Source organism: Streptomyces sp. NPDC107765 (assembly GCF_055657085.1).
Window position 1 is genome coordinate 523,699 of sequence record NZ_JBVKBL010000001.1, and the last position, 20,100, is coordinate 543,798.

General features: G+C 72.0%; 18 protein-coding genes and 1 pseudogene. 12 read left to right on the plus strand and 7 right to left on the minus strand.

Features of this window, described 5'->3' with window-relative positions; genetic code table 11:
- The first annotated feature begins 25 nt into the window (after positions 1-25).
- From katG to ACZ7MX_RS02575, 7 genes are all read left to right on the plus strand, one after another.
- Positions 26-2,248: a catalase/peroxidase HPI gene (katG, locus tag ACZ7MX_RS02545; RefSeq protein ID WP_472128580.1), complete on the plus strand. Its 2,223-nt coding sequence runs from the start codon at positions 26-28 to the stop codon at positions 2,246-2,248.
- Between the two features lie 234 nt (positions 2,249-2,482).
- Entirely contained in the window at positions 2,483-2,566 is an 84-nt protein-coding gene (locus ACZ7MX_RS02550; RefSeq protein ID WP_472129270.1) for a putative leader peptide, read from the plus strand.
- 307 nt (positions 2,567-2,873) lie between these two features.
- Entirely contained in the window at positions 2,874-3,962 is a 1,089-nt protein-coding gene (locus ACZ7MX_RS02555) for an ABC transporter substrate-binding protein (RefSeq protein WP_472128581.1), read from the plus strand.
- A gap of 3 nt (positions 3,963-3,965) precedes the next feature.
- Positions 3,966-4,832, plus strand: a complete 867-nt coding sequence (locus ACZ7MX_RS02560; RefSeq protein WP_472128583.1) for an ABC transporter ATP-binding protein — start codon at positions 3,966-3,968, stop codon at positions 4,830-4,832.
- A complete protein-coding gene (locus tag ACZ7MX_RS02565; protein ID WP_472128585.1) occupies positions 4,829-5,845 on the plus strand; it encodes an ABC transporter permease in 1,017 nt (338 codons plus the stop codon). Before ACZ7MX_RS02560 ends, ACZ7MX_RS02565 begins: the two co-directional genes overlap by 4 nt.
- Before the next feature lie 42 nt (positions 5,846-5,887).
- A complete protein-coding gene (locus ACZ7MX_RS02570) occupies positions 5,888-7,258 on the plus strand; it encodes an LLM class flavin-dependent oxidoreductase (protein WP_472128587.1) in 1,371 nt (456 codons plus the stop codon).
- Positions 7,259-7,341: 83 nt separating this feature from the next.
- Complete coding sequence (locus ACZ7MX_RS02575) at positions 7,342-8,262, plus strand: TauD/TfdA dioxygenase family protein (RefSeq protein WP_472128588.1); 921 nt, start codon at positions 7,342-7,344, stop codon at positions 8,260-8,262.
- 68 nt (positions 8,263-8,330) lie between these two features.
- On the opposite strand, the gene ACZ7MX_RS02580 is transcribed toward ACZ7MX_RS02575, so the two are convergent.
- Complete coding sequence (locus ACZ7MX_RS02580) at positions 8,331-8,957, minus strand: hypothetical protein (RefSeq protein WP_472128590.1); 627 nt, start codon at positions 8,955-8,957, stop codon at positions 8,331-8,333.
- A gap of 190 nt (positions 8,958-9,147) precedes the next feature.
- Here ACZ7MX_RS02580 and ACZ7MX_RS02585 point away from each other — a divergent pair, with 190 nt between their 5' ends.
- Both ACZ7MX_RS02585 and ACZ7MX_RS02590 read left to right on the plus strand, forming a co-directional pair.
- Positions 9,148-10,308, plus strand: a complete 1,161-nt coding sequence (locus ACZ7MX_RS02585; protein ID WP_472128592.1) for a sensor histidine kinase — start codon at positions 9,148-9,150, stop codon at positions 10,306-10,308.
- Between the two features lie 62 nt (positions 10,309-10,370).
- The gene (locus tag ACZ7MX_RS02590; protein ID WP_472129272.1) at positions 10,371-11,027 is read left to right on the plus strand and encodes a response regulator; all 657 of its coding nucleotides are present in this window, start codon (positions 10,371-10,373) and stop codon (positions 11,025-11,027) included.
- 5 nt (positions 11,028-11,032) lie between these two features.
- Here ACZ7MX_RS02590 and ACZ7MX_RS02595 read toward each other — a convergent pair whose 3' ends face one another.
- Entirely contained in the window at positions 11,033-11,950 is a 918-nt protein-coding gene (locus ACZ7MX_RS02595; RefSeq protein ID WP_472128594.1) for an SMP-30/gluconolactonase/LRE family protein, read from the minus strand.
- A 100-nt stretch (positions 11,951-12,050) separates the two neighbouring features.
- Here ACZ7MX_RS02595 and ACZ7MX_RS02600 point away from each other — a divergent pair, with 100 nt between their 5' ends.
- Positions 12,051-12,488, plus strand: a complete 438-nt coding sequence (locus tag ACZ7MX_RS02600; RefSeq protein WP_472129273.1) for an Lrp/AsnC family transcriptional regulator — start codon at positions 12,051-12,053, stop codon at positions 12,486-12,488.
- 57 nt (positions 12,489-12,545) lie between these two features.
- Here the strand turns inward: ACZ7MX_RS02600 and ACZ7MX_RS02605 are convergent, their stop codons facing one another.
- Both ACZ7MX_RS02605 and ACZ7MX_RS02610 read right to left on the minus strand, forming a co-directional pair.
- Positions 12,546-13,028, minus strand: coding sequence for a hypothetical protein (locus tag ACZ7MX_RS02605; RefSeq protein ID WP_472128596.1), 483 nt, complete (start codon positions 13,026-13,028; stop codon positions 12,546-12,548).
- A gap of 156 nt (positions 13,029-13,184) precedes the next feature.
- Positions 13,185-13,340: pseudogene (locus tag ACZ7MX_RS02610) on the minus strand (cytochrome P450); the annotation flags it as partial.
- 178 nt (positions 13,341-13,518) lie between these two features.
- On the opposite strand from ACZ7MX_RS02610, the gene ACZ7MX_RS02615 reads away from it, so the two are divergent.
- Entirely contained in the window at positions 13,519-14,712 is a 1,194-nt protein-coding gene (locus tag ACZ7MX_RS02615; RefSeq protein ID WP_472128597.1) for a lycopene cyclase family protein, read from the plus strand.
- A 28-nt stretch (positions 14,713-14,740) separates the two neighbouring features.
- Positions 14,741-16,309, plus strand: a complete 1,569-nt coding sequence (locus ACZ7MX_RS02620) for an FAD-dependent oxidoreductase (protein WP_472128599.1) — start codon at positions 14,741-14,743, stop codon at positions 16,307-16,309.
- A 72-nt stretch (positions 16,310-16,381) separates the two neighbouring features.
- Here the strand turns inward: ACZ7MX_RS02620 and ACZ7MX_RS02625 are convergent, their stop codons facing one another.
- From ACZ7MX_RS02625 to crtI, 3 genes are read right to left on the minus strand one after another with little or no spacing between them, the layout of a single operon-like run.
- The gene (locus ACZ7MX_RS02625) at positions 16,382-17,392 is read right to left on the minus strand and encodes a DUF5914 domain-containing protein (protein ID WP_472128601.1); all 1,011 of its coding nucleotides are present in this window, start codon (positions 17,390-17,392) and stop codon (positions 16,382-16,384) included.
- The gene (locus ACZ7MX_RS02630) at positions 17,389-18,378 is read right to left on the minus strand and encodes a phytoene/squalene synthase family protein (RefSeq protein ID WP_472128603.1); all 990 of its coding nucleotides are present in this window, start codon (positions 18,376-18,378) and stop codon (positions 17,389-17,391) included. Before ACZ7MX_RS02630 ends, ACZ7MX_RS02625 begins: the two co-directional genes overlap by 4 nt.
- Positions 18,375-19,907, minus strand: a complete 1,533-nt coding sequence (crtI, locus tag ACZ7MX_RS02635; protein WP_472128605.1) for a phytoene desaturase family protein — start codon at positions 19,905-19,907, stop codon at positions 18,375-18,377. Before crtI ends, ACZ7MX_RS02630 begins: the two co-directional genes overlap by 4 nt.
- Between the last annotated feature and the right edge of the window lie 193 nt (positions 19,908-20,100).

The window sequence follows — 20,100 nt, forward strand, 5'->3', positions numbered from 1 at the left end:
ATCTGCCCCGTTCGGAAGGATTCCCATGTCTGAGAACCACGACGCGATCGTCACGGACCCGAAGCCCGAGGAGGCAGGCGGCTGCCCGGTTGCGCACGGGCGCGCCCTGCACCCGACCCAGGGGGGTGGCAACGCCCAGTGGTGGCCGGAGCGGCTCAATCTGAAGATCCTCGCCAAGAATCCCGCCGTGGCCAACCCGCTCGGTGCGGACTTCGACTATGCCGAGGCGTTCAAGAGCCTCGACCTCCCGGCCGTGAAACGGGACATCGCCGAGTTGCTGACGGACTCCAAGGACTGGTGGCCGGCCGACTTCGGCCACTACGGCCCGTTCATGATCCGGATGGCCTGGCACAGCGCGGGCACCTACCGCATCAGCGACGGCCGCGGCGGCGCCGGCGCCGGACAGCAGCGCTTCGCCCCGCTCAACAGCTGGCCGGACAACGGCAACCTCGACAAGGCCCGCCGTCTGCTGTGGCCGGTCAAGAAGAAGTACGGCAAGAACCTGTCCTGGGCCGACCTCATGATCCTCGCCGGCAACGTCGCCCTGGAGTCCATGGGCTTCACGACGTTCGGCTTCGCCGGTGGCCGCGAGGACGTGTGGGAGTCCGAGGAGGACGTGTACTGGGGTCCCGAGAAGGTCTGGCTCGACGACCAGCGCTACACCGGCGACCGTGAGCTGGAGAACCCGCTCGGCGCGGTGCAGATGGGTCTGATCTACGTCAACCCCGAGGGCCCGAACGGCACCCCGGACCCGATCGCCGCGGCCCGCGACATCCGTGAGACGTTCCGCCGGATGGCGATGAACGACGAGGAGACCGTCGCCCTGATCGCCGGTGGTCACACCTTCGGCAAGACCCACGGCGCCGGCCCGGCCGAGAACGTCGGCCCCGACCCGGAGGCCGCCCCGATCGAGGCGCAGGGCCTGGGCTGGGCGAACACCTACGGCACCGGCAAGGGCGGCGACGCGATCACCAGCGGCCTGGAGGTCACCTGGACCGCGACGCCGACCCAGTGGGGCAACGGCTTCTTCAAGAACCTCTTCGAGTACGACTACGAGCTGACCAAGAGCCCGGCCGGCGCCCACCAGTGGGTGGCGAAGAACGCCGAGGCGATCATCCCCGACGCGCACGACCCGTCGAAGAAGAAGCTCCCGACGATGCTCACCACCGACCTGTCGCTGCGCTTCGACCCGGTCTACGAGCAGATCTCGCGGCGCTTCTACGAGAACCCGGACGAGTTCGCGGACGCCTTCGCCCGTGCCTGGTACAAGCTGACCCACCGCGACCTGGGACCGAAGTCGCTGTACCTCGGTCCAGAGGTCCCGGCGGAGACCCTGCTGTGGCAGGACCCGCTGCCGGAGGCCGAGGGCGAGGTCATCGACGCCGAGGACATCGCGGCCCTCAAGGCCAAGCTCCTCGGCTCGGGGCTGACCGTCGCGCAGCTGGTGTCCACCGCGTGGGCGTCGGCCTCGACCTTCCGTGCCAGCGACAAGCGCGGCGGCGCCAACGGTGGCCGTATCCGCCTGGAGCCGCAGCGCAGCTGGGAGGCCAACGACCCCGACCAGCTGGCGCTGGTGCTGCGTACCCTTGAGGGCATCCAGCAGGAGTTCAACGCCTCGTCCGGCGCCAAGAAGGTCTCACTGGCCGACCTGATCGTCCTCGGTGGCGCCGCCGCCGTGGAGAAGGCCGCCAAGGACGCCGGTTACGACGTCGAGGTGCCTTTCGCGCCCGGCCGCGTGGACGCGACGGAGGAGCACACCGACGCGGAGTCCTTCGCCGCGCTGGAGCCCACCGCCGACGGCTTCCGCAACTACCTGGGCAAGGGCAACCGCCTGCCGGCCGAATACCTCCTGCTCGACAAGGCGAACCTGCTGGACCTGAGCGCCCCCGAGCTGACCGTCCTCGTCGGCGGCCTGCGCGTCCTGGGCGCGAACCACCAGCAGACCTCGCACGGCGTCTTCACCGACACCCCGGGCACCCTGACGAACGACTTCTTCGTCAACCTGCTCGACCTGGGCACGACGTGGCAGGCGATCTCGGAGGACCAGAACACCTTCGAGGGCCGCGACGACGCGACCGGCGAGGTCAAGTGGACCGGCACCCGCGCCGACCTCGTCTTCGGCTCGAACTCCGAGCTGCGGGCGCTCGCCGAGGTCTACGCGAGCGACGACGCGAAGGAGAAGTTCGTGAACGACTTCGTCGCGGCATGGGTCAAGGTGTCGAACCTGGACCGGTTCGATCTGGCCTGATCACGCATCGAGTGACCTGAGGTGACGTCCGGGTCGGCCCACGGGGGCCGGCCCGGACGTCCTGCTTTTCGGGGGAACCTACCTTTCGAGGGAGCGTACATTTCGGGGGGAATGGGCCTCTCCGCGGCCGTGCTGTGAACGCCGTGCTTCACGCGTGTGACAGCGAATTCGGTATGTGAGACGCCTTCGGAAGAGCCGTTGACGTGGCCGGTTTTCGCTGCCAACCTCTCGGGTGTGAGCCAGTCCGAGGAATTCGCCGCGCGTCTGCACGTCGATCTGCGACGTCAGGCCAGCGCCATCTGTGCCGCTGGTTGCTAGCCGGCCCTGCCGACCGGGCCCTCTCCTGACTCGTTCCACGAATCCCAGGGCGTGCCAAGCCCTGCTGTGACGTGCCATGCCGTGCGATGCCGTGACGTGACGTGTCGCATTTCTCGCGGCTTCCGTGAATGCGGGTTCCGTTAATGCGTCTTCCGCGAATGGCGGATATGTCGTCGTGTCGTGCACGGCGGGTTGATCACAGGTAATTCGTGACGAGGTTTCCTTTCCACTGACCGGTGTTTGTGCTGCGCGCTCGCGCACATCGCCGCGCACTGTAGGCGTTTCCCCTCCCGAACAGGACTTTCCCATGACCACGTGGAACGCATCGACCCGACGACAATTCCTCACTCTGCTCGGAATGTCGGCGGCCGCGGTGAGTTGCGGCACGACGGCGACCGGTGCGTCTTCCGGTCGGGGGCAGACCAAGACGCTCCGGTACCAGGGCTGGGCCGGCCAGGTCACCTTGCCGGAACTGGCCGCTGATCTCGGCTACCTGGAAGACATCAAGCTGAAGTGGATCGGCAACACCACCAGCGGCCCGCAGGACATCCAGTCCGCGGCCACCGGCCAGATCGACTTCGGCGGGGCGTTCAACGGCGCGGTCGTCAAACTGGCCGCGCACAAGGCGCCCATCAAGGCCGTCATCAGCTACTACGGCGCCGACAAGGACGCGTACAACGGGTACTACGTACTCGACGACAGCCCGATCCGTTCGGCCCGTGACCTGATCGGCAAGAAGGTCGGGATGAACACCCTCGGCGCGCATGCCGAGGCACTGCTCGACATCTATTTGGAGCGGGGCGGTCTGTCCCGGGAACAGGCCGGCAAGGTCGAACCGCTGGTGGTGCCGCCCGTCAACACCGAGCAGAGCCTGCGTCAGCGCCAGATCGAGGTGGCCGTGCTCGGCGGCATTCTGCGGGACAAGGCCCTGGCGAAGGGCGGAATTCGCCAGTTGTTCAGTGACTACGGGCTGCTCGGCGCCTTCAGTGCCGGCACGTATGTGATGACGGACCGCTTTCTCCAGCAGAACCCGGACACGGCCCGGACCTTCGTCACCGGGGTGGGGCGGGCCATCGAGTGGTCCCGCGCCACCCCGCGCAAAGAAGTCGTCGCCCGCATGACGGACATTGTGAAGAAGCGCGGGCGCAATGAGGACGTCGCCCCGCTGCAGTACTGGAAATCGTGGGGCGTGGCCGAGACGGCCGGCCGTATCACCGGTAAGGAACTCCAGCTCTGGGTCGATTGGCTGGCCAAGCGCGGCGACATCCAGAAGGGCCAGGTGACGGTGTCCGAGCTCTACACGAACGAGTTCAACGCCAATCGGTCCAAGGCCCATAAGGCGGGCGGTTCCGGGACTCCCTCGCCGTCCTCCTCTCCTTCGAAAAGCGGGAGTTGAGCCATGACCGCATCGATCACACCCAAGATCGCGTTCGAGGGCGTACGGAAGGACTTCGTCGTCAAGGACCGGGCGAGGAAGGGCCGGGCGGGTGCGGACCGCGCGGGGGCACGGCGGGCGTCCCGGTTCACCGCCCTCGACGGGATCGACCTGGAGATCGCGGCGGGCGAGTTCGTGGTCCTGGTCGGACCCAGCGGTTGCGGGAAGTCGACCCTGCTGGATCTGCTCGGTGGTCTCGTCCGCCCGACCAGCGGGCGGATCCTGCTGGACGGCCGGCCCGTCACCGGCCCGGGACTGGACCGCGGCATCGTCTTCCAGCAGTACGCCCTGCTGCCCTGGCGCACGGCGCTCGGCAATGTCGAGTTCGGCCTGGAGGCCACCGGGGTGCCACGGCGCGAACGCACCGCACGGGCCAGGGAGTTCCTGGACCTGGTCGGTCTGTCCGGGTTCGAGAACCGCCATCCGCAGGAGCTGTCGGGCGGGATGCGGCAGCGGGTCGCGATCGCCCGCAGCCTCGCCTACGACCCCGACGTGCTGCTGATGGACGAGCCGTTCGCCGCACTGGACGCCCAGACCAGGGAGTCGCTGCAGAACGAACTGCTGCGGATCTGGGAGCGCACCGGAAAGACGATCGTCTTCATCACGCACGGGATCGAGGAGGCCGTCTATCTGGGGCAGCGGGTCGCCGTCATGACCTCCCGGCCCGGCCGGATCAAGCAGGTCGTGCCGATCGCCTTGGACTCGCGCACGGAGACGGACGACCTGCGGTCCAGTCCCGAGTTCGCACGGTACCGGCACGAGATCTGGTCGCTGCTGCACGACGAGGTCGCCAGGGCCCAGCAGTTGGAGAAGGAGGAGGTCTTCGTATGAGCCCCGCACTCGGCACGAACGCCGCAACCGGCACCAACACAAACACCGAGACCAGCACCAGCACCAGCAGCGCCCGTTCCCTCGGCGGCGCGGCAACCGGTACGGCGACCGCGTCCCGCACGACCGGTACGAGCACCCGGGCCCCCTCCCCGCCCGCGCCCGCGCACTCCCCCGAACCGCCACCGGGCGTGCCACCCCGCTCCCGCTCCCGCTCTGCGGAGAGCCTGCGCCGGGCGGTGCGTCGACTGCCGTCCCTCCTGCTGAAGGGCGCCGTCAAATCCGCCGCGGTCGTCGCCCTGCTGCTTCTGTGGGAGGCCGCGCCTCGGCTCGGTCTGGTCGACCGGACGTTCCTGCCGCCGTTCAGCGAGGTCGCCGGGGCCTGGTGGGAGTTGGCAACCGACGGTCAGCTGGCCGACCACACGGGCGCCAGCCTGGCGCGGTCGTTCAGCGGGTTCGGGCTGGCGGTGGCCGTCGCCGTGCCGCTCGGTCTGCTGATCGGCTGGTACCGGCCGGTCGCCGACCTGCTCGGTCCGCTGCTGGAGGTGTTCCGCAACACGGCCGCGCTGGCCCTGCTGCCGGTGTTCGTCCTGCTGCTGGGGATCGGCGAGACCTCGAAGATCTCCATCGTGGTGTACGCGTGCACCTGGCCGATCCTGCTCAACACCATCAGCGCCGTACGCAACGTCGACCCGACGCTGCTCCGGCTGGCCAGGTCGATGGATCTGTCCGCGCCGCGCCTGTTCCAGAAGGTCATCCTGCCGTCCTCGGTACCGGTCATGTTCACCGGTATCCGCCTGGCCGGAGCGGCGTCGATCCTGGTGCTGGTCGCCGCCGAGATGATCGGCGCCAAGGCAGGTCTGGGCTACCTCATCAACTCCTCGCAGTTCAACTTCGCGATCCCGCAGATGTACGCCGGGATCCTCACCATCTCCGCCATCGGCGTGGCCTTCAACCAGGTCCTGGTGACCGTGGAGCGGCGACTCAGCTCCTGGCGCGTCCCCGCCGTCGGCTGACCCGGCCCCACCCCGGCATCCGTCCCGCTCCGAGGAGCCCCCATGCCTTCCACCACCCGTCCCGCCACCCACCGCCGGCTGCATCTCAACGCCTTCCTGATGAACGCCGGCCACCACGACGCCGCCTGGCGGCACCCGCGTACGCAGCCGGAACGCGTCACGGACCTGCGCTACTTCCAACAGCTCGCCCAGACCGCCGAGCGCGGCCGGCTCGACTCGATCTTCTTCGCCGACGGCCTGGCCCTGTGGGGAAAGGTCCGCCACAACGCCCTCGGCGGCTTCGAACCGCTCACCCTGCTGTCCGCGCTGGCCGCGGTCACCGAGCACATCGGGCTGATCGCCACGGTGTCGACCACCTTCAACGAGCCGTTCCACACCGCCCGCAAGTTCGCCTCCCTGGACCACATCAGCGGCGGCCGGGCCGGCTGGAACATCGTCACCTCGGGCACCGTGAACGAGGCCCGCAACTTCGGACAGGAGGAGCACCTGGAACACCGGCTGCGCTACGCGCGGGCGCGGGAGTTCGTCGAGGTCGCGACCAAGCTGTGGGACAGCTGGGAGGACGACGCGATCCTGCTCGACCGTGAGCGCGGTGTCTACGCCGACACCGACCGGGTGCGGGAGATCAACCACCGCGGGGCGTACTTCGGGGTGCAGGGCCCGCTGAACGTGCCGCGCAGTCCGCAGGGCCACCCGCTGCTGGTGCAGGCCGGTTCGTCGGAGGACGGGAAGGAGTTCGCGGCCGAGTACGCGGAGGCCGTGTTCACGGCCCAGCAGACCCTCGCCGACGCCCAGGCGTTCTACAAGGACCTCAAGTCCCGGCTGGCCCGCCACGACCGGTCCGAGGACGAGCTGAAGGTCCTGCCCGGCATCTGCCCGGTCATCGGATCGACGGAGGCCGAGGCGCAGGCGCTGGACCGCGAGCTGACGGAGCTTCAGGTGCCCGAGTACGGGCTCGCCCAGCTGTCAGGGATGCTCGGCACCGATCTGACCGGACTGCCGCTGGACGGGCCGCTGCCCGAACTGCCCGAGGAACGGGACATCAACGGGAACAAGAGCCGTTTCACCCTCGTCGCCGAACTCGCCCGCCGCGACGGCCTCACCCTGCGCGAACTCATCGCCCGCCTCGGCGGCGGACGCGGCCACCGGGTCGTCGTCGGGACGCCCGAGCAGATCGCCGACCAGCTTCAGGAGTGGTTCACCCACGGCGCTGCCGACGGCTTCAACATCATGCCGCCCCATCTGCCGGGCGGCCTGGAGGACTTCGTCGACCACGTCGTGCCCGTCCTCCAACGGCGCGGTCTGTTCCGTACCGAATACGCCGGACGCACCCTGCGCGAGCACTACGGCCTGCCCCGCCCCGCCAACCGGCCGGCCACCGCCGCCGCCACCCCGACGCGCCACGCTCCCTGAACACACCCCTCAACTCACCTACCACCGACGCACATTCCTGCACCCCTCCTGCCCGACACCTCCTGAACGGAGAACCGCCAACCATGACCACCAACACAAACAGCAACAGCAACAGCACAGGCTTCGACATCCGCCGGATCGGGGGACGCATCGGCGCCGAGATCACCGGTGTGGACCTCGCCGCCGACCTTGAGCCCGCCCTCGTCACCGAGATCAACTCCGCGCTCCTGGAACACAAGGCGCTGGTCTTCCGCAGTCAGCGGCTCGACGACGCCGGTCAGCTCCGCTTCGCCGCCCTCTTCGGCGAGCTCACCACCGCGCACCCCACCGTCCCGTCCGTCGACGGACAGCCGAACATCCTGCCCGTCGACGGCGACGAGGGCATCCGCGCCAACCGGTGGCACACCGATGTCACCTTCGTCCGTACGCCCCCGAAGGCGTCCACGCTCCGCAGCATCGTGGTCCCGCCCTACGGTGGCAACACGCTCATCGCCAACACGGCCGCCGCGTACCAGGATCTGCCGGAGCCCCTGCGCGAGCTGGCCGACAAGCTGTGGGCGGTCCACACCAACGACTACGACTACGCCGCCCCGAAGAACGACAAGGCCGCCGAGCACCGCCGGCAGTTCGTCTCACGGAAGTACCGCACCGCGCACCCCCTGGTACGCGTGCACCCCGAGTCCGGGGAGCGGGGGCTGTTCATCGGCGGCTTCGCGCAGAGCATCGTGGGCCTCGGCCCGTCCGATTCCCGCGACCTGCTGCGCCTGTTCCAGTCCTACGTCACCCGCCCCGAGAACATCGTGCGCGTGGCCTGGACTCCCGGCGACCTCGTGCTGTTCGACAACCGCATCACCCAGCACTACGCCCCCGACGACTACGGCGACCTGCCGCGTCTGCTGCACCGGGTGACCGTCGCCGGTGATGTCCCGGCCGGCATCGACGGCACACTCAGCCACACCCTCGAAGGCGACGACGCCACCCACTACACACCCGCCGCGGCCTGACCCGCCGACCCCGCCCGCCGGGGCGCACACCGCGGCCTGCGGTGTGCGCCCCGGCGTCCGCACCCCCGTCACCCTCGCTTCGTAGGCAACGGCGGGAGTTCCTGGTGCCGCACGGTGAAGGCGCCCTTGATGACCGGCGCGAAGGGGGCGGGAGCCATGCAGGTGCCGGTAGGGGACTCCAGGTCCTTCTTGTCCTTGGCGCGGGGTTCGAAGTTCACGATGTCCCAGCCGAAGCCGAGGCGGTCCGGTCCGGCGCCGCGCCCCTGCTGGATGCTGAGACCGATCCGCTTGCCTGTCGTCCCGACGTTCGACTCCTGCACGACCGCGGTGAGCGTCGCCGTGCCGCCCCCGGTGACCAGGCAGTCGACCTTCGCCTTCGACCAGCCGGTGACGTGGTGGGCCGGTGAGTAGTGCTTGATGGTCACGGTGCCCTTGGCGTCGGTGGGAAGTCCGGGCAACGGCAATCCCGGCAGACCGCGGGTGAAGGGCGCTGCCTCCGCGTCGACGGTGAAGCGGATGTCGTCGTGGGGCGAGTAGACGTACGCGATGCGTCCTGCACCGTGGACGCTCGCGACCTTGCTGGACTTCTCAGCGGGTCTCCGGGCGGCGGGCGCGTCGCCGGTCGCGGGCCCCGCCGCGGTGATCCCGGCGAGCACAGCGGCGGCGCCCACGGCACCGAGAGAGACAAAACGCATGGCGAACTCCCCTTATGGAGAAGCAGGTTGATGGGCTACTGGTCGGTCTGCACCGAACGAGAACCAGCTTCACCCGGACCCACCACCCCCGCCCATCGGCCGTCCGGCAGATAAATCCGGACCGCCCGCGGCGTGGCTCTGCCGTTCGGCAGAGATGCCAGGCAGGATCACGCCTCGTACGCTGATCACCATGGGGGAGACGACACCAGCCGTGCCGCAGTTGATACTTGGCTGCCTGCCGGCACTCGCGGCAGCAGCCACCGTGACCTGGCTGCTGGCCCGCCGCCGCACCGCCGCGCACACCCGACTGGCCCGCCCCACGGTGGCCTGCGCGCTGCTGTCCCTGGCGACCACCGCGGCTGCCCCCACGCATACCGGCGCGTCCCTGAGGCTCATGGACGCGATCGTGCTGCTGCCCCTCATCGCGGCGGTCGCCCGCTGGTCGCCCCGACGGGAACTGCGCATCGCGGTCCCCCTCGCCGCCCTCGCGGTAGCCGCCTGGCCCGTCCCACTGGTCGACGCCAGTTTCCTCGAACGTGCGGGCGCGGCGTCGTTCTGGCTGCTCCCGGCGCTCGCCGCGGCAGCCCTCGGCGCCTATCCACGCCAGGTGGAACAGCGCCGGCTTGCCGCGGTCGCAGCGGCCCGGCGCGCCCAACGGCTCCAGCTCTCCCGTGACCTTCATGACTTCGTGGCGCACGACGTCAGCGGCATCGTCGTACAGGCCCAGGCGGCCCGTTTTCTGGCCCCGACCGATCCCGGACAGGCTGTGCTGGCCCTGGAGCGGATCGAGAAGGCGGGCCTGAACGCCCTGGAGGCGATGGACCGCACGATGCACTTGCTGGACGACGACCAGGAACCGCCGAGCACGTCGCACCACCCACCGGGCATCGCCCAACTCACCACTCTGCTGGACGACTTCACCGCACTGAGCGGTACGGACGTCCGCCGCCAGCTGCCGTCGAGCGCAGCGGACGCCTTCGCTCTCGCCGCCCCGGAGGCGGGCGCGTTGGCCTACCGCATCGTGGCCGAGGCGCTCACCAACATCCACCGGCACGCCCCCCGAACGCCCCGCGCCGAGGTCCGTTTGTCGCCCACCCCCACAGGCGTGGAACTGTGCGTGACCAACGAGCCAGGCACACCCTCCAGTCACCGCCCCACCGCCCTGCGCCGCCGGGGCGGGCGCGGGATCGCTGCCCTCACCGAAGACGTCCGGGCACGGGGCGGCAGCCTCACTGCCGGACCGCTCGACGAGGGCGGCTGGCGCCTCACGGCCGTCCTGCCGCTGCCGGCCGCCCCCGCGAAGGAGTCCGAAGAGCCGAAGGCGCCCGGCAAGCCGAAGGAGCCGAAGTGACCACCCCGCCCACCCACGCATCCGCCCCCAGCCCCATCCCCCGCGTCCCCCACACCCCCCGCATCACCCGCATTCTCCTCGCCGACGATCAGGCCGACGTACGCAGCGGATTCCGGCTGATCCTCGACTCGCAGCCGGACATGACCGTCGTCGGCGAGGCGGCGGACGGTGGCACGGCCGTCGACCTGGCTCACGAGCTCCGGCCCGACCTGGTCATCGCCGACATCCGCATGCCGGTCCTCGACGGCTTGGAGGTGACCCGTCGCCTGACCGGCCCGGCCACCCCCGACCCGCCCCGCGTCCTGGTGGTCACCACTTTCGACCACGACGACTACGTCCGTACGGCTCTGCGCGACGGCGCCTGCGGCTTCCTCCTCAAACGCTCGGGCCCCGGCCTGCTGATCGAGGGCGTACGAGCCGCCATGGCCGGTGACCTCCTGATCAGCCCCCAACTCACCGTCCGCCTCCTGCAGGCCCTGGCCACCCCCGCCCCTCCCCCGGCGCCCGAGCCCTCGCCCCTCACCTCGCGCGAGGCGGAGATCGCCCGCCTTGTGGCGGAGGGGCTGACGAACGCCGAGGTCGCCGCGCGCCTCTTCATCTCCGCGGGCACCGCCAAGACGCACATCGCCAACATCCAGGCCAAGTTGAAGGTACGGAACCGCGTGGGCATCGCGGCCTGGTCCTGGCAGACGCGCAACGCCCCGTACGCCGGGCCGTAGGGCCGTCACAGCACCCGGGGCAGGCCCGTCACCGCCATCACGAGCGAATACAGCGAGGTGGTGGCCGTGATGAACAGCCGGTTGTTCTTGGGACCGCCGAAGGCGATGTTGGAGACCGGCTCGGGTACGCGGAGCCTTCCGATGAGGGTGCCGTCGGGGTGGTAGCAGTGCACGCCGTCGTCGAACGCGGCGGCCCACAGCCGCCCCCCGTCGTCGAAGCGGATGTTGTCGAAGCCGCCGTCGGCGCGCTCCGCGAAGACCTTGCCGTCCGAGAGGGTGCCGTCCTCTCGGACGTCGAAGACGCGGATGTGCCGGGCCAGCGTGTCGGCGACGTACAACTGCCGTTCGTCCGGCGAGAAGACCAGGCCGTTCGGTCCGCCGAAACCGTCCGCGACCCGCTGGACCCCGCCCGTGACGGGGTCGATCCGGTAGACGTCGCGGCTGCCGAGCTCGCTCTCGGCGCGGTGCCCCTCGTAGTCACTGGTGATCCCGAAGTCCGGGTCGGTGAACCAGACCGAGTCGTCGGAGCGTACGACGGCGTCGTTCGGGCTGTTGAGGCGCTTGCCCTCGAAGCGGTCGGCGAGCACGGTGACGCGGCCGTCGGGTTCGGTGCGGGTGACCCGGCGGTTGCCCTGCTCGCAGCTCACCAGCCGGCCCTCGCGGTCGAGGGTGTTGCCGTTGATGTGTCCGGCCGGGGAACGGAAGACCCCGATCGCGCCGGTCGACTCGTCCCAGCGCAGCAGCCGGTCGTTGGGGATGTCGCTCCAGATCAGCTGCCGCCAGGCAGGCAGATAGAGCGGCCCCTCGGCCCAGCGGCAGTCCGCGTGCAACCGCTCGAGCCGCGCATCGCCGTTGGCGCACCTCCCGGTACGGAAGCGCTCGTCCAGAACCTCGTATGGAGTGGGGTACAACTCGCCAGACATGGTTATCCCTTCGACTGCTACGGCCGAACCACATTCGCAGTGATACTAATGCGCCCGAACCAGATATGGTGGCGGCATGGGGATGATCCATCAGGGAATCGTGGACGACATCGACCGGGCGCTGATCGCGGAGCTTCAGCGCGACGCCGGCCAGGCTTACGCCGCGCTCGGCAAGGCGGTCGGCCTGTCGGCCGGCGCGGCGCACGAGCGCGTACGCAAGCTCCGCGAGCGTGGCGTCATCCGCCACACCACCGTGGACGTCGATCCGGCCGCCCTCGGGCAGGGCGTGCTCGCCTTCGTCATGGTCGACTCGTCGGCCTGGATGGGGGACGCGGCCGCATCCTTCGCCGCCATCCCCGAGATTCAGGAAGCGCACATCATCGCGGGCGCCGCCTCCGTGCTCGTCAAGGTGCGCACGGCCACCACGGAGCAGTTGCAGCACGTCCTACGGCGGCTCTACGCGATCGAGGGCGTGAGCGGGACTCAGGCCACGGTCGTGCTGGAGACCTTCTTCGAACGGCCGGTCAGCGCCGAGTGATTGCCACGGGGCCGGGCGGTTGCTCGTGACGCAGGGCCGCCCGGCCCGCGTTCGGCCTCACCCCCGGCCGGCCTCCACCTCCAGATGGCGGCGCCCGCCCGGACCGCGGACTTCCAGGGCCTCGAAGCCCCAGTCCCGCAGTACCTGCCGGCACCGCAGGAGGCTCTCCTGCTCCTGGTAGCGGGCACCACTGCCCCGCGGCCCGACCCACCGCACCACCACCAGCCCCGCCCGCTCCTCTTCACTCACGCGGTAGCCGGTCCGCGCCGGTTCGCCGTCCTCGCCGACGGCTGACGGCGCCATGCCTTCGGCCTCCAGGAGCAGGCACACCGTGCGCAGCAGCCGGCGCCGCTCCCACTCGGCGGGACGCGCCTGCGGCTCGGGACCGGAGTTGGCGAGACGGCGGATGCTCAAGATGCCGTCGAGCGCCACACGCAGCTCGGCTGCCCGCACACCGGTCTCCCCCGTCTCCACGGCGTCGTGGCGTTCGGCACCTGTGCGTACGCGCAGGCCGTCCGCCTGATTGTCCCGCTCGTTCATCGATCGCCACCTGGCCCGGTTCGTTCGGCTCCCACCGGCACGAACGGTACGCATCTACCGAGCCGGCACGCGACGGCGGCGTCGTCACCGGCCTGCCGGCGGCCGAACCGGCAACCGGAAGGGGGCACCGGCTGGCGTGGCGAAGGACGCTGCCCTCTACCGGGGCGTTTCGGTCCAGGTGGCCGGCAGTTCGTGGACGCCGTAGATGTTCATATCGGTCCTGGGTTTCACCTCGTCGGCGGGGACGGCGAGTTCGAGGGTCGGGAAGCGACGCAGCAGTCCGTCGAAACCGGCCCGCATCTCGATGCGGGCGGCCCGGTATCTCCGGGGACGGTTCGGTGGGGGTGGCAGGGACCCTCCGCGCCCCACCCACGGCATTCCCCCGCCTCGCCGCGCGTGGCGGCCGTCGTCCCCGGCCCGGCTGCGGAAGGATCACTGCGGGCGCCGGCGGGCGCCATGGGTGCTGGGCGGCCGGGCGGGAAGGACGGGTGTGCGGGACGCGGATGTGGTCATCGTCGGGGCGGGAGCGGCAGGGCTGTCGCTGGCCTACCGGCTGTGCGACGGGCCGGGTGCCGGAGCGCATCGGCCGACCGTGGTGTTGGTGGACGCCCCGCCGGGACCGCGTAGACCGCCGGAACGCACCTGGTGTTTCTGGGAGGCGCCGGGCGGCGACTTCGACCGGGCGCTGACCGCCGAATGGGACGCTCTGCGGGTGTACGGACCCGACGGCACGGAGCGGGTGGGGCGGCCCGCGCCGCTGCGGTACAAGATGCTGCGGTCGGGCGATTTCGCCGCCGCCGTCGAGGCCCGGCTGGCCGGGGGCCCCGCCGTGCGGCGCGTCGAGGCGACGGTGGCGGCGGTGCGCGACACCGCCGACGGCGCCGAGGTGCGGGGGTGCGATGCTGCCGGGCGCCCGGTGATGCTGCGGGCCCGCTGGGCCTTCGACTCCCGCCCGGGGCCCCTGCTTCCGCCGGCCCGCACCACGTTGCGGCAGCACTTCCGGGGCTGGTTCGTCCGTACCCGCAATGCAGTGTTCGAGCCGGAGGTGGCGGACTGGATGGACTTCCGCGTTCCGCAGCCGGCCCACGGCCTCGCCTTCGGGTACGTCCTGCCGCTGGACCCGCACACGGCGCTGGTGGAGTACACCCAGTTCTCCCGACGGCCGCTGGCCGACGCCGACTACGAAAGGGCGTTGCGCCACTACACCGACGAGGTGCGCAAGCTCGGCCCGTTCGAGATCACCGGCGGGGAACAGGGCGTCATCCCGATGACCGACGGCCGGTTTCCGCACCGGGCGGGGCGTTCGGTGTTCCGCATCGGGACCGCCGGCGGCGCCACCCGCCCGTCGACCGGATACACCTTCGCCGCGGTGCAGCGCCAGACCGCGGGCCTCGCCGCCGCGCTCCGGCGGCCCGGGACGCCCCTGCCGCCGCCGGTGCACAGCCGTTGGGCCCGCGCACTGGACGCCGTGCTGCTGCGCGGGCTGGACAGCGGACGGGTGGACGGTGCCGCGTTCTTCAGCGACCTGTTCGGCGCGGTGCCGACCGAGCGACTGCTGCGGTTCCTCGACGGTCGCTCCCGGCTCTGGGAGGACCTGACCATCGGGTTGCGCACGCCCGTGCTCCCCATGCTCCGTACCGTCGCCGAACTCCCCCTGCTGCCCCGAAAGTCCGCCCCGTGGTGACCGGGGCGGCCCGTACCCGGAGGGAACCATGAACGCTCGGTACGTGCCGTCGTCCGCCACGGCCGCCCGGCGCGGCCGCGACCGCCGCGCGCGGGTGCTGCACGGACCCCCGGGTGCCGCGCGGGCGGCGGCCGACGGACCGCCTGCGGTGGCGGTGGTCGGCGGCGGCATCGCCGGTCTGGCGGCCGCGACGGCGCTGGCCGAGCGCGGGGTGCGGGTGACGCTGTACGAGCGCGAACGCGTCCTCGGGGGCCGGCTGGCGGGCTGGCCGGTGCGGCTCGCCGACGGCTCGGCGGCGACCATGAGCCGGGGATTCCACGCCTTCTTCCCCCAGTACTACAACCTGCGGGGGCTGCTGCGGCGCATCGACCCGGGACTGCGAGCGCTGCGACGGCTCCCGGACTATCCGCTGCTGCACCGCTCGGGCACCCGCGACAGCTTCGCCCGCGTGCCGCGCACACCGCCCTGGAGCGCCCTCGGCTTCATGGCCCTCAGCCCCACCTTCGCCTGGCGGGACCTGGCCCGGATGCGCCCCGGCGCGGCCCTGCCGCTGCTCGACGTCCGGGTGCCGCAGATCTACCAGCGGTTCGACGGGACCAGCGCCTGGGATCTGCTGGCCCGCATCGGCTTCCCCCAGGCCGCGCGCCACCTCGCGTTCGAGGTGTTCTCCCGGAGCTTCTTCGCCGATCCTCGCCAACTGTCCGCTGCGGAGATGGCGTTGATGTTCCACATCTACTTCCTCGGGTCGAGTGAGGGGCTGCTGTTCGACGTGCCCGCGGAGCCGTACCCGCAGGCGCTGTGGGCCCCGCTCGCCCGGTACCTGGAAGGGCACGGCGTACGGCTGCGGACGGGCACGCCGGTGGAATGCGTCGAGCCGGGGGGAGGCGACCGGGTGCGCGTGGCCGCGGGCAGCGGGGCGCACCGGTACGACGCCGTGGTGCTCGCCGTCGACACCGGCGGTCTGCGGCGGATCGTGGCGGCGTCCGACGGGCTGGGGGACGCCGCGTGGCGGGCGCGCATCGGGCGGCTGCTCACCGCGCCGCCGTTCCTGGTGTCCCGGCTGTGGCTGGAACGGCGGGTGTCCTCCGACCGCCCCGGCTTCCTGGGCACCAGCGGCTTCGGTTCGCTGGACAACATCAGCGTGCTGGAGCGCTGGGAGGGCGAGGCCGCCCGCTGGTCCGGCCGCACCGGCGGTTCCGTCCTCGAACTGCACGCCTACGCGGTGCGGCCGGACGCCGACCGGACATACGAACAGCGCCGTCTGGTCGAGCAGTTGCACACCGTCTACCCGGAGACCCGCGGGGTGCGGATCGTCGACCAGCGCCACGAGTGGCGGGCCGACTGTCCGCTGTTCGCGGTGGGCGGCTATGCCGACCGGCCCACCGTCCATACTCCCGACCCCCGGGTGGTGATCGCCGGCGACCTGGTGCGCACGGCGCTTCCGGTGGCGCTGATGGAGCGCGCGGCGACCACCGGGTTCCTGGCGGCCAATGCCCTGTTGGCCCGCTGGGGCGTGCGCGGTCACCCCCTGTGGACCGTGCCGGACAAGGGCCGGGTGGCGGCGCTGCGGTGGGCGGCCGGACGCGCCGGACGCTGACCGGTCGCTACGGGAGCCCGCAGCGGTCCGCCGCGCGGACGTCGTATCCGGGCCGTCGGGCCGGCGTTCCGGTCAGCCCGGCCAGCGGCCGCTGTGGCGCAGCTGCCAACGGCGCTCGGCGTACGCGAGATCGTCCCGCCACAGCCGGCCGGCGACCGCCCGCATCAACGGGCGCACGAGCGGAGCCGCGGCGCGGGCCAGCGCGAACCCGGGCCGGTCGGAGCGGGCCAGCACCGCTTCGACCACCGCGGTGCGCGGCCGGCCGCGGTCGTCCGGGGCCAGTGGCGTGGCATGGGTCTCGACCACCGACCCCGCCCCCTCGCCGTCGACGAGGTGCATCACCACCGTGCGCGGCTCCGGTGCGGTGAAGCGTGCCGTCACCGGAACGACCGCGCGCCCGGCGACCTTGAAGGAGACCTCGACCAGGAACTCGTCCGGGCCCTCGGTACCGGCCTCCGTCGGTGCGCCGACCACCCTGAGGTCCACGAACGAGTAGGGGTGGAACCACGCCCCGTGCCAGGGGTCCAGCCGGTTGGCCACCACGTCCTCCGGTTCGCACTCGCCCACGGCCGTGTGCACGGCGACGAGCGTGCCGGCCGGTCCGGGCCGGGGCGGGATCACCGGCCGCGGCAGGGACCGTTCGCCGCCGGCCGCGTCCAGCCGGACCCAGGCGAGCACTCCGTCGTCATGGGCGGGGAACGGTTCCCAGCCGGCGAACGCGGCACCGTCCAGGGCCAGTCCGTGCCAGCGGCAGCGGAGCGTGCCGCAGTGCACGGCGCCCTCCGCCAGCGGCGCCCCGAGGTGCGGGCAGGCCCCCGGCCCGGCCACCAGGCGCCCGGTGGCATCGCGCCAGGCGACCACCTCGACGCCGGCCACCGTCCGGCCGAACGGCTTCCCGGGCCCGATGTCACGGGCCGCGCCGAGTACGAACCAGTTGCCCGACGGTCGGGCGAGCGCCCTTTTCAGCGCCCCGTCGATGACGGCCGGCCGGGCGTCCCGCCAGGTGGGCCGCTGCCGCTCCCACCGCTGTGGCCTGCGCAGCCGCAGCGGGACTCGTGGCCGATGACCGGCGCGCGGGCTCATGCGCTCTCCTTCTGCGCCGGCTGCGGCATCCGTTCCCGCGGTACGGCGGGCGGCGGGGCGGTCAGCCGGGCCGCGACGGACCGGGCCAGCCCGCCCAGTGCGGTGGCCGCGCGGCGCCAGCGGGAGACCACCGCACGCCGGTGCAGCACGGCGTACCCGTCCTCGCGCACCGCGTCGAGGATGGCGCCGTAGAGCACGAAGGCGGTGCGCATGCACGGGCGCGAGACCGGGTCGAGCATGGCGAGGCCAGGGGCCGCCTCGCGGTAGACGCCGCGGGTGAGCTCGGCCGCGGCCGCCAGCGCCCCGGTGATACGCGGGTCCGGGCGGCCGGTGTCCCGACTCCACCGCAGCAGTGCGCGGTCGACACCGTGCGCCGCCAGCAGATCGGCGGGCAGATAGACGCGCCCCCGGTCGAGGTCCTCCCCGACGTCCCGCAGGAAGTTGGTCAGCTGGAAGGCGACGCCGAGCGCGGCGGCGTGCGGGGCGGCTTCCCGGCGGGGGACGACGGTGCCCAGCACGGGCAGTATCTGCAGGCCGATCACCGCCGCCGAGCCGTGCATGTAGGACCGCAGGTCCGCGTAGGTCGGGTAGTCCGTGACGACCAGGTCCATCCGCATCGACGTCAGGAAGTCGGCGAAGTGGGCGTGGTCGATGCCGTACGCGGCGGCGGTGTGCGCCACCGCCCGGACGACCGGCTCCGGGCTCGGTTCGCCGCGCAGACCGTCCTGCAGGGTCCGGTGCAGCACGGAGAGCGCCCGCGCGCGGTCGGCGGTGCTGCTGCCGGTCACCGGGTCGTCGACGAGGTCGTCGGCGTGGCGGGCGAATCCGTAGAGCGCGTGCACGGCCGGTCGCCGGTCGGCCGGCAGCAGCCGGGTGGCCAGGAAGTACGTTCTGCCGTGCCGGGCGTTGAGCCGGCGGCAGTGGGCGTAATCGGCGCGCAGCCGGGGGTCGGTGATGCCCGCCGCGGTCAGTTCGCGCTCCGTCATGCCGGTACGGTCCGTTCGCCGGTCCGGGACGCGCCGGCGCGCGAACGCGGCGGGCGGAGCCCGGTCACCCGGGCGGCGGCCAGCTTGCCCGAGATCAGCACGGTCGGGACACCGACGCCGGGGGTCGTGCCGCACCCCGCCAGCACGGCGTTCTCGGTACCGCGCACGAGATTGCGCGGGCGGAACGGGCCGGTCTGCGCGAAGGTGTGCGCGGCCGAGAACGGCGTACCGGCGGCCAGTCCCTGCGCCGCCCAGTCGGCCGGCGTGACCGTGCCCAGGTCCTCGGCGGTGGCGAGCCCGGTGAACCCGCGGCGCTCCAGCAGCGACAGCAGACTGTCCCGGTACCGGGGAGCGAGCGCGGGCCAGCTCTCCGCGCCCGGTCCGGTCTCGGTGTTGGGGCACGGCGCCAGGACGTAGTGCAGGTGGCGGCCGGGCGGTGCGAGTGCCGGGTCCGAGGCGGTGGGGCGGGTCACCAGCAGCGAGGGATCGCTCATCAGGTGTCCGCGGCGGGTGAGTTCGTCGAAGGTGCGCTCCCAGGCCGCGCCGAAGGAGAGCGTGTGGTGCGCGGTGCCCGGCCAGGTCCGTGCGCCGCCCGCGTGCAGGACCACGGCGGACGGCGCGTGGCGCAGCCGGACCGGACGCCGGGGCCACCGGCCGAGCAGGCGGTAGCTGACCGGGAGGTCGGGGGTGAGCACCACCGCGTCGCAGGCGATCCGCTCGTCCGCGGTGACCACCGCGCTGATCCGGCCGCCGGCGCGTTCCAGCCGGGTGACGGGCGTGCCATAGCGGAATGCCGCACCGGCAGCAGCGGCGGCGTCGGCCATCGCCTGCGGCAGCGCATGCATACCGCCGCGCGGGAAGTACACCCCGGCGACCGTGTCCATGTAGGCGATGACGGCGTACGCGGCCAGGGCCCGGGCGGGCGGCACCCCCGCGTACAGCGCCTGGAACGAGAAGACCCTGCGCAGCCGCGGATCGGTCAGGAAGCGGCCGATGCGGTCGTCGAGCCGGCCGAATCCGCCGAGCGCGGCCAGCCGCGCCAGGTCCGGGTGCAGCAGGTGCAGCGGCGAGTCGAAGTTGCTGTCGATGAAGCGGCGGTGCTGGGCCTGGTACACCTGCTCCAGCCAGCGCCGCAGCCGCCGGTAGCCGTGCGCCGCGCGGGGGCCGGCGAACCGCTCCACCTCGGCCTCCATGGCCTGAGGCTCGGTGTGCACGTCCAGCTCGCTGCCGTCGGCGAACCGGGCGCGGTACGCCGGGTGCAGCTGCTGCAGCACCAGCCGGTCCGAAAGCCGCTCACCGACGGCGGCGAACGCCTCCTCGATCAGGTCCGGCATGGTCAGCACGGTGGGTCCGGTGTCGATGCGATAGCCGCCGCGGTCGACCCGCCCGGCCCGCCCGCCCGGCAGCCCGGCCCGCTCGACGACGGTCACCCGGCGGCCCGCACCGAGCAGATGCAGCGCCGCGGACAATCCGGAGAGCCCGGCCCCGACCACCACCACATGATCGGTGGGCCCCGGCAGCGTCCTCACCGGACTCCGCCTCCACCCACACCAGCACCGTCACCCTCACCCTCACCGTCACCACTGTCAGCCCGCGCAGCACAGGCTGGCGCGCAGGGTGCGGTCCCGCCACTACGGCGCATCGCACCTCCTCACGGTCTCGCCGGCCAAGGGGCAGGCGCACCGCGTTCCGGCACGTCACAGCCCCGCCTGCGCCCCTGGA

What these genes read in the sequence shown, in the direction of transcription:
- ACZ7MX_RS02560 (WP_472128583.1), top strand. Translation starts at nt 3,966, where the DNA reads ATGACCGCATCGATCACACCCAAGATCGCGTTCGAGGGCGTACGGAAG.
- ACZ7MX_RS02620 (WP_472128599.1), top strand. Translation starts at nt 14,741, where the DNA reads ATGAACGCTCGGTACGTGCCGTCGTCCGCCACGGCCGCCCGGCGCGGC.
- ACZ7MX_RS02585 (WP_472128592.1), top strand. Translation starts at nt 9,148, where the DNA reads ATGGGGGAGACGACACCAGCCGTGCCGCAGTTGATACTTGGCTGCCTG.
- ACZ7MX_RS02570 (WP_472128587.1), top strand. Translation starts at nt 5,888, where the DNA reads ATGCCTTCCACCACCCGTCCCGCCACCCACCGCCGGCTGCATCTCAAC.
- ACZ7MX_RS02555 (WP_472128581.1), top strand. Translation starts at nt 2,874, where the DNA reads ATGACCACGTGGAACGCATCGACCCGACGACAATTCCTCACTCTGCTC.
- ACZ7MX_RS02625 (WP_472128601.1), bottom strand. Translation starts at nt 17,392, where the DNA reads ATGAGCCCGCGCGCCGGTCATCGGCCACGAGTCCCGCTGCGGCTGCGC.
- ACZ7MX_RS02575 (WP_472128588.1), top strand. Translation starts at nt 7,342, where the DNA reads ATGACCACCAACACAAACAGCAACAGCAACAGCACAGGCTTCGACATC.
- katG (WP_472128580.1), top strand. Translation starts at nt 26, where the DNA reads ATGTCTGAGAACCACGACGCGATCGTCACGGACCCGAAGCCCGAGGAG.
- ACZ7MX_RS02605 (WP_472128596.1), bottom strand. Translation starts at nt 13,028, where the DNA reads ATGAACGAGCGGGACAATCAGGCGGACGGCCTGCGCGTACGCACAGGT.
- ACZ7MX_RS02630 (WP_472128603.1), bottom strand. Translation starts at nt 18,378, where the DNA reads ATGACGGAGCGCGAACTGACCGCGGCGGGCATCACCGACCCCCGGCTG.
- ACZ7MX_RS02595 (WP_472128594.1), bottom strand. Translation starts at nt 11,950, where the DNA reads ATGTCTGGCGAGTTGTACCCCACTCCATACGAGGTTCTGGACGAGCGC.
- ACZ7MX_RS02580 (WP_472128590.1), bottom strand. Translation starts at nt 8,957, where the DNA reads ATGCGTTTTGTCTCTCTCGGTGCCGTGGGCGCCGCCGCTGTGCTCGCC.
- ACZ7MX_RS02565 (WP_472128585.1), top strand. Translation starts at nt 4,829, where the DNA reads ATGAGCCCCGCACTCGGCACGAACGCCGCAACCGGCACCAACACAAAC.